The 17584-nt window shown below is 37.3% G+C and carries 11 protein-coding genes; 4 read left to right on the top strand and 7 right to left on the bottom strand.

Annotated features, from left to right (window positions below; genetic code table 11):
- Position 1: 1 nt before the first annotated feature.
- The 3 genes from DBO93_RS13720 to DBO93_RS13710 form a co-directional block, all read right to left on the bottom strand.
- Positions 2-2137, bottom strand: coding sequence for a marine proteobacterial sortase target protein (locus tag DBO93_RS13720; protein WP_108456839.1), 2136 nt, complete (start codon positions 2135-2137; stop codon positions 2-4).
- Positions 2138-2408: 271 nt separating this feature from the next.
- Positions 2409-3593: a serine hydrolase domain-containing protein gene (locus DBO93_RS13715; protein WP_108456838.1), complete on the bottom strand. Its 1185-nt coding sequence runs from the start codon at positions 3591-3593 to the stop codon at positions 2409-2411.
- Positions 3594-3738: 145 nt separating this feature from the next.
- The gene (locus tag DBO93_RS13710; RefSeq protein WP_108456837.1) at positions 3739-4554 is read right to left on the bottom strand and encodes a mechanosensitive ion channel family protein; all 816 of its coding nucleotides are present in this window, start codon (positions 4552-4554) and stop codon (positions 3739-3741) included.
- A gap of 408 nt (positions 4555-4962) precedes the next feature.
- On the opposite strand from DBO93_RS13710, the gene DBO93_RS13705 reads away from it, so the two are divergent.
- Both DBO93_RS13705 and DBO93_RS13700 read left to right on the top strand, forming a co-directional pair.
- The gene (locus DBO93_RS13705; protein WP_108456836.1) at positions 4963-5679 is read left to right on the top strand and encodes an SIMPL domain-containing protein; all 717 of its coding nucleotides are present in this window, start codon (positions 4963-4965) and stop codon (positions 5677-5679) included.
- Between the two features lie 197 nt (positions 5680-5876).
- On the top strand, positions 5877-6659 hold the full coding sequence (locus DBO93_RS13700; RefSeq protein WP_108456835.1) for a 3-hydroxybutyrate dehydrogenase: 783 nt from the start codon (positions 5877-5879) through the stop codon (positions 6657-6659).
- A 126-nt stretch (positions 6660-6785) separates the two neighbouring features.
- On the opposite strand, the gene DBO93_RS13695 is transcribed toward DBO93_RS13700, so the two are convergent.
- On the bottom strand, positions 6786-7751 hold the full coding sequence (locus DBO93_RS13695) for an alpha/beta hydrolase (RefSeq protein ID WP_108456834.1): 966 nt from the start codon (positions 7749-7751) through the stop codon (positions 6786-6788).
- Between the two features lies 1 nt (position 7752).
- A complete protein-coding gene (locus tag DBO93_RS13690) occupies positions 7753-8934 on the bottom strand; it encodes an MFS transporter (protein WP_108456833.1) in 1182 nt (393 codons plus the stop codon).
- A gap of 163 nt (positions 8935-9097) precedes the next feature.
- Here DBO93_RS13690 and DBO93_RS13685 point away from each other — a divergent pair, with 163 nt between their 5' ends.
- Complete coding sequence (locus DBO93_RS13685) at positions 9098-12586, top strand: PAS domain-containing hybrid sensor histidine kinase/response regulator (RefSeq protein WP_108456832.1); 3489 nt, start codon at positions 9098-9100, stop codon at positions 12584-12586.
- Positions 12587-12770: 184 nt separating this feature from the next.
- Positions 12771-14054, top strand: a complete 1284-nt coding sequence (locus tag DBO93_RS13680) for a diguanylate cyclase (RefSeq protein WP_162533793.1) — start codon at positions 12771-12773, stop codon at positions 14052-14054.
- 255 nt (positions 14055-14309) lie between these two features.
- Here the strand turns inward: DBO93_RS13680 and DBO93_RS13675 are convergent, their stop codons facing one another.
- Together DBO93_RS13675 and DBO93_RS13670 are read right to left on the bottom strand one after the other, a co-directional pair.
- Positions 14310-14978 carry a response regulator transcription factor gene (locus DBO93_RS13675; protein ID WP_108456830.1) on the bottom strand — a complete coding sequence of 223 codons (669 nt, stop codon included), beginning with the start codon at positions 14976-14978 and terminating at the stop codon, positions 14310-14312.
- A 155-nt stretch (positions 14979-15133) separates the two neighbouring features.
- Positions 15134-17407, bottom strand: a complete 2274-nt coding sequence (locus DBO93_RS13670) for a TonB-dependent receptor (protein WP_108456829.1) — start codon at positions 17405-17407, stop codon at positions 15134-15136.
- Positions 17408-17584: the final 177 nt, after the last annotated feature.

Raw genomic sequence — 17584 nt, 5'->3', positions numbered from 1 at the left:
GCTATTTAGACCACATGCGCAGTATCAATGGTGCTAACAGCATTAATAACAAACCGAACAGTAGTTGTTGATGCCAACCCAGTGCTGTTCTAGGCATTGCTACCATTAAATTTTCATGTGCTTTTGCTAACGAATTCATTTGTCGTTTGGCATTGTTTTCGTTATTTTTAGCGGTTAATGGCAACAACTCTGCTGGTTTCTCAACCGCAATAAAGCTGGTATAAGGTGATAATGTCTGGTGAGCAATTGAGGTTGAAATTACCTGTGATTTCACTTGGTGTTTATCAGCTCCAGTGACTAAGCTATCTAGCAAACTTTCAATTTTTCTCCGCGCCCAGAGTGTTGATATACCTCGCGATGAATGACTATCATCAATAATTACTTGCTGATACCAAGGGCTTTCAGCACTATCTCCCATGACTTGTATTCTCGTAATAGGCAGCTTTGATTTTATTGCTATTTGCAACGGCTCTCCTATGTATAAATCAGCAATTCTTTTAGGGTAAACATCCACTGCTTGGTGAACTTGGTTATCAAACATTAAGTCAATATTGGTGATCGCCGGATGGTTGATTTTGCTCATCAGAGCAGACATTTGCGATTGAACTTCATTATTATTTTTAATAAAGACATAACTGCCTCGGCCGAACTGCGCCGCTTTTTTCATAAAATAGCCATTGGGTGCAGCGCCAATTCCAACGGTAAATAAACGAAAGTTCCGTTGAGCACCATCAAGTAACTGCATCAATTCAAACTCATTAGCCACAGCGCCATCAGTAATAAAAATGACTTGTCGAATGGCCTTTACTGTTTGCTGCTGAGCTTTTGCCATGACGAGTGCTTGACTAAGAGGGCGATACATTTCAGTGCCACCATCTGCTTGCAAATTGTTGATAAATTGCTGTGCTTGGCCAATATTGCGTGGTGAAGCCATATTTGTGTCTGGAAATAATAATTTAACGCTGTCGTCGAAAGCGATAATGTTGAAGCTATCTTTGGTATTTAATTTTAAAATTGCTTCTTGCAAGCTAGCCTTAGCTTGCACCATAGAGCTTCCTTGCATAGAGCCTGAGGTATCAATAATAAAAATAATGTCACGGGCTAAGGTTGTTGTTTGATCAACTGGCGGTGGGAAAAAGGTTAATAACGTAAAGTATTCACTACCAACCTGTTCAGTAAAGCTAATGACTTGTGGTTTTTGATTTGGTTGAAGCTGCCAATTGAGTTCAAAGTCGCTATTTGCGATGGCTTGTTCCTCAGTTAGAGTGATCAGGTGTGAAGCTTGATCGCCAGTTAACGCTTTAGTTTTTATGTTATGGCTATTACTGGTTATTGTTGCAACGCTAGCACCGGCATTAAGTACTATATTTATTGATGCTTTGCTGTTCGCGAGTACTCTCGCCTGTGAAGGTATAAATTCTGTGTGTTGTTGCGCAGGAGACTTTTGGTAGTTCTCGCTCTGATAACGAGCGGTCATGGCAAACGGTAGTTTCAAGCTTAACTGGTTTAGGTTAAAGGTTACCGGCATGATGAAATCTAATGTTACCACCACCGTTGATTGTGCAGGAATATTAGCTATGTTGTTGGTAAATAAGTTGGGTCGTTGTTGTTGCACCAAACTCGCTTTTTTTCCGCGTTTCTTCGCTCGTTCATAAACGGCTTTAGCTGCTTTTTTCTCCATTATTTGACCAATAATTTCTTTATCAGCCACTTTTACTTTTAAGTGTTTAATCGCGGCATTTTCCGGTAACGGAAATTGATATTTACCCTCTAACTCAATGTTATAAGGGTTTATAAATACTTGCTTTATTTGTGCATAAGCGACCAAACCATTAACTTCAATATTAAGCGTAATATCTAAGGGCAAGGCTATATGCTTACTGTTGTCGGGATGAGTGAATATTAATTGCGGCCCTTGAATTAAGCTGCTTTCACTTGATGAGGTTGATTGGGAGTTAAGTTCTGCATCAAAAGTATTAGCGCGTGTTAATGGCACAATAGCCACAATAAGTGTTGCTAAAAATGCAAATAATAAAAGGTACTTAAACCACTTCCTGCGCTGTTTTTTACGCTTTTGCTGATAAAAATATGAATCTTGATAATCGACAAATATTAATTTTTTATTTGAGTTAAACATGCGTTGCTCCAAAGTGCTGTTGATATAAGCTATTTCAACAAAACAAAAGGTGCAGTGGGCGTTAACAATAAGACAATGTGGTGAGCAATTGTGGCAACATTATGGCGATTTTTGTGCAGTATGATTAAGCAACATACTAGTTTTTATTCACGATGAGTAAAAGCCTTATGTTACTGAAAATATAGTTAGATTAAAGTAGCAGCAATGAGCTACTTATTTAAAGCACCATAGTTGCTCACAATAGTTGCTGACATTAAGCCAATAAATAAAATTAGCTTTTATTATTGCTAAGGTATAACTCATGAGCTTGTATCCAAAATTGGCTGGATATTTTATTGATAACGTTTGATTCTGCGTTGATTAAAATGGCAAAACCTATATCCAGTGTTGGTGAGTAACCTATGTCAGCACGATAACCAGCAACCCAACCTGAGTGGTAAATGATTGGGTGACCTTCAAACTGATAAATACGCCAGCCATAACCGTAGTGGGCATCGCTCAGGTGTTCACGCCAATATCGACGACGTAAATCTTTTTTGGTTCTAATACGGGGTATAGTGAGTTCTGTGAGCAGCGCAGGCGAAAGCACTTCGGGGTTATTACCTAAATTGGCGATTAGCCATTTAGCTAAATCAGTAATACTTGCGTTTACACCTGCTGCTGGCGCAACCTTGTAGTAGTCAGGCTCAACATCTACCGTACGCCATATATAGCGTCTAATGTCTTTTCCCGCGCGTGTTTTCTGCCCAGTTTTTACCCTTTTTCTTAAAATATGAGGTTTAGCGGTATTGTTCTGCGTTAAAAATACGTCTATGCCTACAGAAGCATTGTCCATTTTTAAAGGGGAAAAAATTCGTTCTTGCAACAAGCTAGCATAACTTTTTTTGGTCACTGCCTCTATTGCAGGTTGTAAAAAGCCGTAAGCAATATTTTGATAACCGTAACACTTAGCAGGTCGACAAATAGGGGTGACGCGGTCAAAACGGCTAATTATTTTTGCCATATTCCAGTTTTCATGCAATAAGTTATCGTAAGCATTAGGCATTAAACCGCTGGAATGGCTGAGCAAGTGTTTTAATTGAATTTTGTCTGCGGCACCTTTAGTAGCCAAAGCAAAATTAGGCAAAAACTTTGTGATGGGATCAGACAAATTGAGTTTTTTTTCTTGCGCTAACATAATGGCAATTGTTGCAGCAAAAGGTTTTGATACAGAGGCTAGGCGAAAAACGGTGTTGTTATCCACCTTGCTTTTATTAGTCTTGTCGGTATAACCAAAATTTTCCATCACAATGATTTTGTTGTTTCTAACAACGGTATAAGCCGCCCCTGGAATACTTTGTTTTATTAACTCATTAGCAATGCTTTTTGATAACTTTTCATTAAAGCTATCAAGTTGAGCGGCATTAACAGTGAATGTAGATAAGATAGAAAAAAGCGTGATAAAGCGAAAAAGCATGTAAACAACCGATTTTGAAAAACGCTTAAGTCTAACCAGTTAATTTGTAAATAAAAAGTAAAATCAACGTTTATGTAGGGTTTAACTTGCTTTAAACCCTAAAGTAGCAGGTTTAAAGCTTGATATTTAATAGCGCTAAATTTGTTTATTTATGTTGCTTAGCACTAAACCAAAAATTCATAAAGTCAGCGGTGAGTTTGTTTTCAATTTCCATTACTCGCTCGGTTGGGCAAAAAATGGTGAAAATAATTTGAGTGTCACCAAGATCAGATGTAGCAACTTCAATATGTGGCTCTGGCCCTGCAATCTTTATATCTAATCTATGCTCAATAACTTGGTTATATCGTTCAGCAACATCACTAAAATCTGCACAATAGCCGTTGGCTTTAACCTTCATAGCATCAATAAAATCAAACGGATTTACGCTGCCATCTCGGGTCAGGGTGAAGTGATGCACAGCATAACGTTTAAGGAAGTTTAAGTTTTTAATCGGGGTGGTTATCAATTGATTATTCGGTAAATAAAGAGTTTTACCGGTAAACTGATAATTACTGATATTGACTTCTAGTAACGTTAAATTAATCCAGTCAATTGAGTTTACCTCACCACAATAGTTGCCCACTTGGATCCAATCACCAACCCGAAATGGACGATTAGAAACCACATAAATAAAACCGATAAAACATTGAATAAATTCCCTTGTTGCTAATACGATAGCAACAACAAAAGCAGCAATTGAAAAGGCAAACTTTTGAATTTCAACCGACCAAATATTAAATAAGACAACAATTAGCGCAAAGTTAAAAATATTATTTAAAAAATTGACGGTAAAACGTTTGTCTATTTTCTTCTTTTTAGCACGACTTTTTATAAAGCGAGTAACGACTAATTTGACGGTGATAATTACGATAGCTAATACAAGGGTAACTAAGGATTTGTTTTCTAAAAGAGTTTGGAGCATGAGTTGCCTATAAATTACTACAATAACGACTTTATTTGGCGCTAAAAAGGGGCACGATAATGGATTTAAAGCGACAAATCGAGGGAAATATTATTTTAATTTCAGATTGCTTATATTCACTTGTAAAATCAATATTACATTCGTTCAGCTACTATTCAGTTAACGTGTATTAAGCTGTGTTCTCGTTACAATTATTAACTAATAATTTAATCACCTAGCCGTTAAATTTGTGACATAGTACTTAAGCTCAGCTATGGAGCTATAGCTGGCTGTGGTGATTGAAATAACACAAATATCGCAGATTTTAATAGCATTGTTATGCTGTTACTCACTTTAATGGTTCACTAGTGGAGCCATTAACCTGTTGTATAAAGATGTAATATAAATTGATTTTAAAAAGGACATTATATGAAATTATTTACTTGTATTTTATTGCTTAGCTTTTCCGCTTTTACTTTTGCCAATAATAGTTTGCCGACTCATCGTCATATTTCGGTAACAGGCTCGGCTGAATTAATGGCAATGCCAGATATTGCCGTTATACATTTAAATGTTGAAAGCGAACAAATAACCAGTTTGGATGCAAAAAAAGAAGTAGATCAGCGGGTGAATAACTTACTGGATGGTTTAGCTGATTTTGGTGTTGATGAAGACAGCGTCTCGGCTTCAAATATTTCAACGGAAATACGTCGAACCTATAGCCGTGGTGAACAAGATAAAATTGAGGGTTATATTGCACGCAGAACATTAAAAGTAACATTAAACGATATTGATAAACTGAATGCCTTTATGGATTTTGCTTTATCAGTAAAAATTAATGCGATTAGAAGTATTGAATTAAAATCCTCTGATGAAAAGAAATTACAACAAGAAGTAAATGCACTTGCTGTTAATAGTGCAAAAAGCAAAGGTAAATCGTTAGCGAACGCTTTTGATGCTGAGTTAGGTGCAATATATAGTATTAATGCTAGTTCAAATCAAAGTCATCATAGATATGGTGCTAATAACGAAGCTTATAAAATGAGATCGAGTATGGCAGATAGCGCGGCAAAACCTGGGCGTTATTTACAAGAAAATATTGTTTTTTCAGCAACAATTGATGTGGTTTTTGATTTAGAACTTTAGAGTAGAGATTTGCAGTAATAAAGCTAAATCAAGACCTATCAAACCATTCCTATCAATCATTCCTGTCAAACCATAATAAGCGCGCGTTAATATTTTCCCTTTGTCATGCATGGTACTAAGGGACCAATTATTAACGCGCTAAAGTAAGGTAACCTTGAGCATAAATTTATATAACTGATATATAATAAGGAAACCTTATGCTTAACCAAAAAGTAGCCCTAATTACGGGCTCAACAAGCGGTATTGGCCTAGCAACAGCCCATGTACTTGCCGCGCAGGGAATTAACCTTGTTTTACACGGATTAATGCCAACCCATGAAGGCGAAGAACTAGCGAGTGAATTTTCCGTTCAATATGGTATCAATGCCATTTTTGACAATGCTGATTTAATGAATGTTCAGAGCATCGAACGTTTAATAAAAAACGCTATTGAGCAAATGGGCAGTGTTGATATTTTAATTAATAATGCCGGTATACAGCATACCGAATCAGCTGAAAATTTTCCGTTAGAAAAATGGAATGCTATTCTTGCGATTAACTTATCTGCGGCATTTCATGCCATTCAATACTCACTGCCAAAAATGAAACAAAACGGCTGGGGCAGAATTATTAATGTTGCTTCTGTGCATGGTTTAGTTGGGTCAGTAAATAAGTCTGCGTATTGTGCTGCGAAACATGGCTTAGTGGGCTTAACAAAAGTGCTCGCTTTAGAGTGCGCAGAGCAAGGCATTACCGTCAATGCTATTTGCCCTGGCTGGGTTGATACCCCGCTAATTAACGATCAAATTTCAGCGATCGCCAAAAAGCAAAATATTCCCTTTGATGATGCTAAATACCAACTTGTTACGGCTAAGCAACCCTTGCCAGAAATGATGGCACCAGAGCAAATCGGTGAGTTTATTTTGTTTTTGTGTAGTGACAGTGCCAGAAGTATCACAGGCTCTGCCTTGCCTATGGATGGTGCGTGGACAGCGCAGTAATTATTTTATCAAGCTAAAATTTAAAATAAAAAAAAGGGCTACCTTGCATAACAAGGAGCCCATAGGAAGTTAGTTAATTATTTACTAGTCGTAGCTTCTGTTTAGTTAATTCATTCAAACAAAAGGTTACTCAGCCTTAATAAATTTTTCAATCATCATATAGGTTTGATGGTATTGCTCAGGCACTAGTTTTGACAACAACATATAAGCATGTATTAATTCGTCAAATTGGTAATGTTCAACACAGACACCTGCTTGTTGTGCTTTTTCGGCATACAAGGCCCCTTCATCTCGCAACGGATCACAACCTGCCGTTATCACTAAGGTTTTAGGCATTTTAATATCAAAATCACCTAGTAAAGGCGATGCTTGTTTGATTAAGGCGGCTGTGGCTTCGTTGGTGTTTACATCGATATTGTCGATATTGAAATACTGCTGAAAATACCAACGTATTTTATCGGATTCAAGTAAAAAACCTTCGCCATTTTCAACAATTGATGGGCTACTCATGGAGTAATCAACACTTGGGTACATTAGTATTTGTTTATCAATATTAATATCAGGATTATTTATATTGTTAGTGACCAAGCTGGTGCAAATTGCGCCACCCGCACTATCACCTGCAATATAAAGTGTAGCGCTAAATCGATAATCTTTTAATAAGTTTTGGTAGTTTTCCAATAGATACTGACAGTCTTCTATACCAGCAGGATAAGGGTGCTCAGGTGCTAAACGATAATCTATACAAATAACTATCGCATTAGCGGCAATAGCAAGTTCTCGGCTAATGGGGTCGTATAAATCAATGCTACCGCACATGTGACCACCGCCATGAAAATGCAATAAAACAGGTAAAGGTTGCTCTGGATTAGGATGATAAATGCGTACTGCAACTTGATGTTCAGCGACCATAATAAATGTATTTTTTATCAAGGAGATTTCAGGGCCTGGGATCATATAAGCGCTTAAGTTCTCCAAGTTCTGCCTGATAATACTAGGCTCAAAAGCGGCACCCGATGCTTTTGCTTGCTCAAGACCTTCGTTAACCTGCTTGAGTAATGGAGCTAAATTTTTTGATACAGTACCTCGCATATTAACTTCCTACTTTTATATTTTTTTGTTGGCCAGATTCTGGTAAAAAATAGCTACCAATAAACAAGGTAGAACTGAGTGCAGTGATTAAAATAAACGACCAAGTAAAATCACCTTGGTTAACATCAACTAAACTGCCGAATATCCATAAAATAAGTGTCGAAATTATATAGCTAATTGAGTAAAACATACTAAATACGATGGTGATACGCGGCGAAGTCATTTTGGGTAATTCGTGTGGAATAGACACTAATGCAGTCACGGGTAAGAAGATAAAAAAACCTAATACCATGGCTGCAAAGGTTTGTAGCCAATAAATGTCACTAAATGAAAATATGCCGGTACTGATAATAACAACAAAACCAGACCAACGAATAACTGGGATGCGTAAAGGTATTTTCTTGGCATAAATAATACCAAATATAGTCCCAATAATACCAAAACCAATGACCCATTTACTTTGCACTATGCCCGCCTTAGGGTAAAAAGTGAACAAGCAAATGTAGAACGCTAGAATACCAGAGTACGCTAAGCCATAAATCCAATTGAAGCGGTCTTTCAAACCTTCTTTGTAGCTGTAAACTGCGGGTAAATCATTGATATTTTGAGTTGATGTATCTGGTTCTTCAAATTTAACTAAAAGCCAAAGCAGGGCAACAATTAAGCTGATAACTGAGAACAAGGCTAAGCTGTTTTGCCATCCCCCGGTTAGATCATTAATCGTACCCATTTGCCACAATATAACTGCGGTACCAATATTAAAGGCTACGGCGTTAATACCATTAATAGTAGAGCGTTCTTCCGCTTTAAAAAATTGTAAAACGATAGGGTTAAAATATACCACCATAAATGCGCCACCAAGGCCCATCAAAAAGCGGCTTAATAACAATAATTCGTAATTTGGTGCATATGGCGTGAGTAGACCTATCGTGATGAGTAAGCTGGAAACAAAAAACGCATATTTAATGCCTAGTTTTATCGCTATCCAAGCCGCAATGAAAGTGCCAACAATCTTAGCTAGGGTCACTGCACCACTGATAAAGCTTGCTGAAGCTAGGCTATGTACGTCAAGCGAAAGCATAATACTTTGCATACTCGCGGTGCCGCCAACCCAAGCCATGGCAAATAATACATAACTAAAGAAAACAATAGCTTCGACTAAATATTTGTTAGTAATTTTCATCTATGATAACTTTTATACAAAACAACAATGAATAGCTAGGTTACCTGAGGATGTTGGGGAAATAAGTACTACCTTAGTGCACTATAACTCAATAGCACAAATGATATGCTAGCACTACATGCCTCTATGCTAGGTATAGCATCTTTAAAACAAAGGAATAAATTTGTTAGCTTGGCTTTCTATTGATACATGGTTAATCACCGTTCTTTCTATTGGTTATTTATGCCTACTTTTTTTGGTGGCTTATAAAGGTCAGAATCAATCATCTGAACAATGGCGCTGTAAACCCTGGGTTTATAGTTTTTCATTAGCGGTAAGTTGTACATCGTGGGCTTTTTACGGCACGGTAGGGCAAGCAGCTACCACAGGTGCTTGGCTTGCACCTTTGTATATTGGCACTATCATGTGTTTGGTATTTGCATGGCCAATGTTGATGAAAATGCTGAACATTATCAAGCGACAAAACTTAACCTCAATTGCTGATTTTATTGCCTTTCGATACGACCGTTCGCCAAAAATCGCCATTACCGTTGCCTTGATCGCTTTGATTGGTACTGTGCCCTATATTGCGTTGCAATTACGCGCCATTAGTACCAGCTTTGATTTACTCACTGGCACGTTTCAATCCGGTATTAGTACCGCATTTGTCGTTACTATTGTTTTAATTGTTTTTAGTATTTTTTTTGGTACTCGACAAATTGCTGCAAGTAAGCAGAATCAAGGCTTAGTATTAGCGATTGCTTTTAGTTCTGTGGTTAAATTGTTGGCGCTAACGGCCGTGGGAATTTTTGCGACGTTTTTTGTTTTTGATGGTTTTGCCGATCTCGCTGCCCAGCAACAAACTAAGCAACTATTTACTGAGACAAACTCTGTTTATTTGAGTGTTGCTCATGCACTTCTGGGCGCCATTACTATTTTCGTTCTGCCGCAGCAATTTCATATGATGATGATTGAAAACCATCATCCACAAGAGTTAAAAACGGCTCGCTGGTTATTTCCATTGTATTTTATTTTAATTAATATTTTTGTTTTACCCATTGCCATTGCCGGCTTGATTACTTTTCCTGGCGGCAGTGTAGACGCCGATACCTATGTATTAACGCTGCCATTGTTTTTTCAACAAGCGTGGTTAGGTGTTGTGGTATATATTGGCGGATTAGCGGCAGCAACGAGTATGGTCATTGTGTCGGCTATTGTTTTGAGCACAATGATTTCAACCGAAGTAATAACACCCTTAACGTTGAAATTTAAATATTTTAGCAAGGAAGGCGCACCGCAGTTTTCAGGCTTATTATTAAAACAACGCCGCCTTACTATTACCGCAATTTTGTTATTCGCTTTTGCTTTTGAACGTAGCATTAATCAGCAAAGTCATTTAGCCAGTATTGGCTTGCTCTCCTTCGTTTTACTTTCGCAATTTGCCCCCGCAATTATCGGCGCTTTATATTGGCGAAAAGCCAATGGTAAAGGGGCATTGACAGGATTAATTGTTGGTAGTGTTATGTGGCTTTTTACCTTATTACTACCGATTATTGCGCCCAACTTATCTTGGGTACAAAATGGCGTGTTTGGTATCAGTTGGTTAAAGCCTACTGCATTGTTTGGTGTCGACTTTTTAGACTTAACCAGCCATGGAGTTTTCTATAGTTTAATCAGTAATATTGTCTGCTTTGTGGTTGTTTCACTGCTAACACATCGCAGTGTTGGTGAAAAACTACAAGCCGATATTTTTATCTCTAAAAGTCAGCGAAAATATGAACGAAACTTAAGCACGGAAGATCTCTACAGCTTATTAATGCGCTTTATTGATAAAAGCTCAGCAGATGAGTTTTTGAAAATTGCAAAGTCAAATCAAAGCAATCAAAACAGTCTTGATGTTGAACCCATCAATTTAATTGAATATACGCGGCTGCAGCTTTCAGGTGTTTTAGGCTCGGCCTCTACAAGAATGGTAATGAAGGCGGCGTCAACCTCCGAGAGAATGCCGCTTGAAGACGTGGTTAGTATTGTCGATGAAGCGAATGAAATGTTTCGTTTTAATCGTGAGCTTTTACAGTCAGGTGTTGAAAATATTGAGCAGGGTATCAGTGTTGTCGATGCAGATATGAGGTTAGTGGCATGGAATCAGCGGTATATTCAATTACTTGATTACCCAGATGGCTTTGTTCAAGCCGGTTTACCTGTTGAAACTTTATTGAGACATAACATTGCAAGAGGTATTATTTCTGGAGCTAATAATATTGATCAGATGATAACTAAGCGAATCGCCCATATGAAAAACGGCGATAGTCATCTTTTTCAACGTAAAATGCCTAACGGTATTGTCTTAGAAATTAGAGGGCAGTCGATGCCTGCCGGTGGCTTCGTCAGTACCTTTTCTGATATTACTGCTCATATTGAAGCCGAGAAAGCCTTACAAAAAGCTAACGAAAACCTCGAAAAACGTGTTGAAAGTCGTACCCAAGAACTGCAAAAAGCGAAGTCTGAAGCCGAAGCGGCTTATAGTAGTAAAAGTCGATTTTTAGCCGCGGCGAGCCACGATTTAATGCAGCCTTTTAATGCCTTGTCTTTATTTACTTCAATGTTAAAAAATAAAGTACAAGGTGAAGAATTAACCGCACTTGCTGAGCACATTGATGACTCCCTTAATGTTGTTGAAGCCTTATTGTCAGACTTAGTTGAAATTTCTCGATTAGACAGCAGTTCTGAAAAAATTGATAAAAGCCATTTCGCTTTAGATGACTTACTCAGCCCATTAAAGAATGAATTTACAGCATTATCAGAGCAAGCCAACATTAGGTTTTCTTATCAATTTAGTCAATGTGTTGTGCACTCAGATAAACGCATGTTAAGAAGGGTGATACAAAACTTTTTATCCAATGCGGTACATTACTGTAATGACAAACAAGGGATAAAGTCGGGCATCAGTAACCGAATTTTACTCGGCATTCGAAGAACAAAAACCATGATACGTGTAGAGGTATGGGATAACGGGCCGGGTATTGCATTGGCGCAACAAAAAGCTATATTTCGTGAGTTTGAGCGTTTAGAACAAAACCGAGAAATACCAGGGCTAGGATTAGGTTTAGCCATTTCAGAACGTATAGCTAATTTACTTGGATTAAAAATTTCAGTCAAATCTCAACTTGGCAAAGGTACATGTTTTAGTATTGAAATCCCTAGAGCCAATGCAAATGAAGCAGCGTTAGTAAACGCCAACGCCAGTAAAAAAAGCAATAAAAACCTCGACACTATTTCTGAAGCATCAGCACAAAAACCATTTAATAACATTGTTGTGTTATTGGTAGATAATGACCAATTAATGTTAACGGCTATGGCCAAACAACTTATCGATTGGGGCTGCAGTGTATTAACGGCTTTTGATGAGGAGTCATGCCAACAAAAGTTAGCTAATGGTGAGATAAAGCCCGATATTATTATTGCCGATTATCATCTGGATCATGGTAATAATGGCGTTGAATTAGTACGAAAAATGCTACAAACACAAGAATGGCAATTGCCAGTGATCATTTGTTCTGCTGATCCGTCAGAAATTGTTAGACAACACACAAGCGATGCTGAGTGCTTATTTTTACGTAAACCGGTTAAATCTTTAGCGCTAAAACGTATGATGAAGCAACTTCTTAACTAGTCCAATAACTTGCATATACAAAGCAACTCACTTAATCTTTTAATAATAGAGTCTATTTTTAAAAAATATACAGCGTTTTTCCCTAGCATGGTAAATGTTTTACCATTTAAAAGTGTTGAGAGATTTACTGATAACCTTTAATTGAGATCGAATTTTCGCTTATGCTAATAAAGGATATATGTTGATGGGTGCTTCCCATATATTGCAACTTTCTTACATGCTAACTGAAGCGTTATTTGTTGGTATAATCATTGTTACTCTGTTTAGCATGCGCCATAAATTTGGTATTGCGCTTCTGTATATAACGTTAGGCACATTCCAATACCTACAAGCGGTACTTGCATCGTTTCTATATTTCGAAATTTTTCCTGGTTTATTTGTCAGCCCAGGTTCCGCAGTACTTTTTAATGCCAGCTTATTCGCCGTGCTTTTGATCTACATTAGAGAAGATGTTGCTGAAGCTCGAAAACTAATATACGGACTAGTTTTTGCGAATATCACTTTAACAATATTTTTGCTGATAATTGGTAGCCATATACAAGGGTTGCCAAGTGAGCAAGTATCCCATATTCCATTACAAGTTTTTAATTTTACACCTCGAATACTCATCGCTGGAACGCTAACATTAACAGCAGATGTTTTATTGATCATTATCATTTACGAGCTATTTTCAAGACATATCAGCAATTTATTTTTAAGAATTTACAGTGCTATGGCAGTAGTGCTAATTTTTGATACGCTCGTTTTTACCACTGGCTCAGGTATTATTTCTCAACAAGATCAATATCTAACGTTTTTGATTTCAGCAATGATTGGTAAGTTACTTTTTGGACTTTTTTATTCGATAATGTTGATCTTTTATCTAAAATACTTTGGCAAAAGAGAATATGTTTCTCATGGTAAAGACTCCGAAATTAAAGATATTTTTACCTTTCTAACTTATCGTCAAAAATACGAATTGTTATGTAAAGAAATTCATAAAGATCACCTCACCGGGCTTTATAACAGAGGTTTTTTAAATGAAAGCTTACCGCGAGAGTTAGATAAAGCAAAAGCTAATGGTGATAAAACCGCTTTGCTGATGATAGATGTCGATAATTTCAAATCAATTAATGATGTTTTTGGTCACCAAGAAGGCGATAGAATACTCGTATTTTTGGCGACGGTTATTACTCAGTCTATTAGAGAAATGGATTTAGCGTGTCGATATGGTGGTGAAGAATTCTCTTTGATTTTACCTAGAACTCATATTAATTCTGCTGTGCAATTAGCTGAAAGGATCAGAGATAAATTAGCGCTTTTATCCGACTCGCATAAGCCAGCGTTAGCGCGAAAAATCACGCTAACTATTGGTGTTGCCGTAGCACCAGAACAAGCTGATAATGCTGAAGACTTGGTCTTTATCGCTGATAAACGACTTTATATAGGTAAGAAACGTGGCAGAAATTGTATCGTGTCAACGGGTTAGTTATTCATAGGCTAGGTTAACTAAATGCTTAGAGGTTAATGTGGTCAGCATACCAAGAAACTAACCATTGAAACCAGTATATTTAATACTAACACTCGTTGTTTGCAAGAGAAGCAACTTAACGCTTTTGAGAGGTAAGTATGAGAGTTATTTTTTAAGGTTATTACCTATTGAGCATGATTTAATTTTGTAGTCAGCAAGTCAGCCAAAACCATAAATCAAATCATTTTATTTAATTTGAGCACGTGTTTACCTTTAAGACACGTTTAAGTGTTGCGAAGGGCTCAACATTAATTGTTGATAAGCCAGACCCGCTAGTGTGCGATTATTCACTTCTAATTTTAACAAGATAGCAGAAACATGCTTTTTGACTGTGGTTTCTTTAATATCGAGATCATAAGCGATTTGTTTATTTAATTGGCCATCAGCTATTTGAGTTAGCACTATGTATTGTTGTGGTGTCAGTTGGCTTAACTGTTTAGCGAGTTTTTGATGAGAGAGGTCGATTTGCTGGTCAGCATTAAACTCGATATGTTCTGGTAGCCAAATTCCACCGTCTAATACGGTATCAATGGCTTTTGCTATGGTAGCTAAGTCAGCCGATTTTGGAATAAAAGCCGCAGCACCAAAGTTAATCGCTTTTTGCATGGTTTCAGAGTTGTCGTCTGACGATACCATGATCACCACAATATCAGGAAAGTGGTTTTGTAATTGCGTTAAACCTGTAAAACCGTCGTTTCCTGGCATATGTAAATCAAGAAAAACAATTTCTAAACTGTCATTTTCGTTAACGGCTTTAAGTAAGTCGTGAAAATTATCAACTTCAAGGGTTTCATCATCTTCTATGCACTCCACAATCGCTTGTTTTAAAGCGGTGCGAAATAAGGGATGATCGTCAGCGATGATTACTTTTGCTTGGGTCATTACAGCAGCCTTTATGTGATTAAAAGTACGAGTACAACGTAATATTTTCGAACAACAAAACGAGCATATTAAGAACTTACAATTATAGAAAGTTTATTATCAAAAAAAGAGCCGGTAAAAACCAGCTCTTTTTAATATTTGATGATAAAGGCTTTTTAGAAGCTATAACCAATAGTTAATGAAATGGTTTCAGGGTCACCGTAATAACCAATCAATGTAGTATCACCACCTAAACCTGGGGCATAGCTGCCATCAGTATTTTGCTCACCTAAGAAGGCATAGTTACCTACTAAGTACTCTTCATCGGTAATATTTTTCCAATGTAGCGCTGCGGTCCAATCACCGTCATTGCTATACCAGTTAATACCGAAGTTAAGTAGGCCGTAACCATCTTGTGTTAGTAAGTTATCAGTAACGTTTAAATCGTAATCACTACGGTAATAGTAGTTACCATTCACTACAAAAGCCCCTGCAGATGTTTCAATATCATAAGAAAAGCCAAGATTAGCCGTAGTTTCAGGGGTATTAGTAATAGTAAAACTATCGCTAATATCTATCTTGTTAAGGTCTGTATCGAATGATATTACTTCTGAAAATGATGAGTCAATTAAACCGACATTAGCAAATAAATTTAAGCTATCAGTTGCAGCATATTCAATCTCTAGCTCTAAACCCGATGCGGTAGATTTACCAATATTACCTAAACGTTGGCTTAACGCACTATTGTCTTCTGAAGGTAAAACAGTAACGAATTGTCTGTCTTTATGATCAAGGTAGAAAGCTGTGGCATTCACCCTTAAATTATCATTCCACTCACTTTTAACACCGACTTCAAATGAGTCAACAACTTCTGGATTTACAGCTGGCTCTGCTCCTTCTGCTCTAGGGTTAAATGTGCCTGATTTAAAGCCTTGTGAGTAGCTAGCATAGAACATCATGTCATTTGAGTATTGATACTCAGCACCAACACGTGGAGTAAAACGCGACCAATCTTCTTTGTCATTTAGTACTTCAGGGAAGGTAACATCGCCACGTACATAACCCGGTATCCAACCACTTTCAGGATAAACAGTTTCAAATGCTAGACCATTATTAACGTTAGCTGTTTTTTCTTCTGTGGTATAACGTGCACCTAAAGTCATCGATAATTTATCAGTAAGGTTGTAAGAGCCTTGTGCATAAACCGCATAGCTTTCACTGTTGTTACAACCGCTAACTTCACGAGTTAACCCGGGTAAACCTAAAGATTGGCCAAAATTTTCTAAGATTGCATCAAAGTGACCACAAGACTCACCATCAAAGTAGTATAAGCCTGAAACAAAAGTTAAATTGTCTGAGTCATAGTTAAGTTGAAATTCTTGACTGAACTGTTCATCGTCATAAATCGCGGGTACATCAAAAATACGCTCTGCGGTATTATCAAAATCAATATTTGTTTTCGAGTAGTTTTCGCGGCTGGCTGTAACTGACTTAACTGACCAAGTGTCGTTGATAAAATATTCTGCCGTTAAACTGAAACCTTCAGACTCAACACTATTCCACGTAGGCATACTGGTGTAAGAATCATAAACGCTGTCAGGTACTGGTGCATCAGTGACTATGCTCGGCAGTAAACGGTAACCGCCTTTAGCATTTGAGTCATCTGTTGTTTTGTCATAGTTAAAGCGGAAAAATAAATCGTCATTAGGTTCGAATTCGACAGTAATTCGACCAGCAAAAACATCTTTGTTGTAATTTTCTAGGTCTTGATTTGGTAAGTCAGATTGTAAAAACTCACCGTAACCATCTCGCGTTAAATTAGCTAAGGCAAAACCAACGTAAAGTTTGTCGTCTATTACGGGAATTTTACCTGCCACTTTATAATCTTGACGACCATAGTTGCCAAAAGTTGCTTTAAGATCTAGCTCTAGATCACCAGACATTTTTTTAGTGACATATTTAATTGCGCCACCGATAGTGTTTTTACCGTATAAACTACCTTGTGGACCACGCAAAACTTCAATACGTTCTACATCAAGAATATCTAATACAGCGCCTTGTGGGCGAGCTATATAAACATCATCAACATAAATACCAACACCAGGTTCATAACCCCATAATGGATCATCTTGACCAACACCACGAATAAAAGCGGTTAATGTTGAGTTAGTACCACGACTCGCTTGTAAGGTAGTGTTTGGAGAAAACTGCTGAACTTCAGACATCACACTGACGCCACTTTGAGCTAACTGTTCAGCACCAACAGAAGTTACCGCTACAGGTACAGATTGTAAGCTTTCTAAGCTTTTACGCGCCGTTACTTCAATACGCTCTAACGTTGGATCATTTTTTATCTGTTCATCTGTTTCTGCCGCCATGATGTTTTGGCTAGTCAGTGCTGCTGAAATTGTTATGGCTAAAACGCTGAGCCTGGTGTTAAAACGTTTCATGGTGTTTCCCCGTATTATTAAATCTTATAAACCGCTAGTTAGAGCACTTTATTGTTTTTTATTAGTGTGGATAAAACTCTATAGTAAATTTGTCAGAAGTTAATTTGTACTATAGTAGTATGTCGTATTTTTTTAATGTAACTCACTGTAAATAAAGACTATATATTTAATTTTATT

The organism is Colwellia sp. Arc7-D (assembly GCF_003061515.1).
Classification (GTDB): Bacteria; Pseudomonadota; Gammaproteobacteria; order Enterobacterales; family Alteromonadaceae; genus Cognaticolwellia.
Note: the sequence above shows the minus strand (reverse complement) of the source record. Positions and strands in the feature narration are given on the sequence as shown.

Bases quoted from the DNA above. Each gene is read 5' to 3' on its own strand.
- DBO93_RS13715 (WP_108456838.1), bottom strand. From the start codon at position 3,593: ATGCTTTTTCGCTTTATCACGCTTTTTTCTATCTTATCTACATTCACT.
- DBO93_RS13710 (WP_108456837.1), bottom strand. From the start codon at position 4,554: ATGCTCCAAACTCTTTTAGAAAACAAATCCTTAGTTACCCTTGTATTA.
- DBO93_RS13690 (WP_108456833.1), bottom strand. From the start codon at position 8,934: ATGAAAATTACTAACAAATATTTAGTCGAAGCTATTGTTTTCTTTAGT.
- DBO93_RS13680 (WP_162533793.1), top strand. From the start codon at position 12,771: ATGGGTGCTTCCCATATATTGCAACTTTCTTACATGCTAACTGAAGCG.
- DBO93_RS13675 (WP_108456830.1), bottom strand. From the start codon at position 14,978: ATGACCCAAGCAAAAGTAATCATCGCTGACGATCATCCCTTATTTCGC.
- DBO93_RS13695 (WP_108456834.1), bottom strand. From the start codon at position 7,751: ATGCGAGGTACTGTATCAAAAAATTTAGCTCCATTACTCAAGCAGGTT.
- DBO93_RS13700 (WP_108456835.1), top strand. From the start codon at position 5,877: ATGCTTAACCAAAAAGTAGCCCTAATTACGGGCTCAACAAGCGGTATT.
- DBO93_RS13705 (WP_108456836.1), top strand. From the start codon at position 4,963: ATGAAATTATTTACTTGTATTTTATTGCTTAGCTTTTCCGCTTTTACT.
- DBO93_RS13670 (WP_108456829.1), bottom strand. From the start codon at position 17,407: ATGAAACGTTTTAACACCAGGCTCAGCGTTTTAGCCATAACAATTTCA.
- DBO93_RS13720 (WP_108456839.1), bottom strand. From the start codon at position 2,137: ATGTTTAACTCAAATAAAAAATTAATATTTGTCGATTATCAAGATTCA.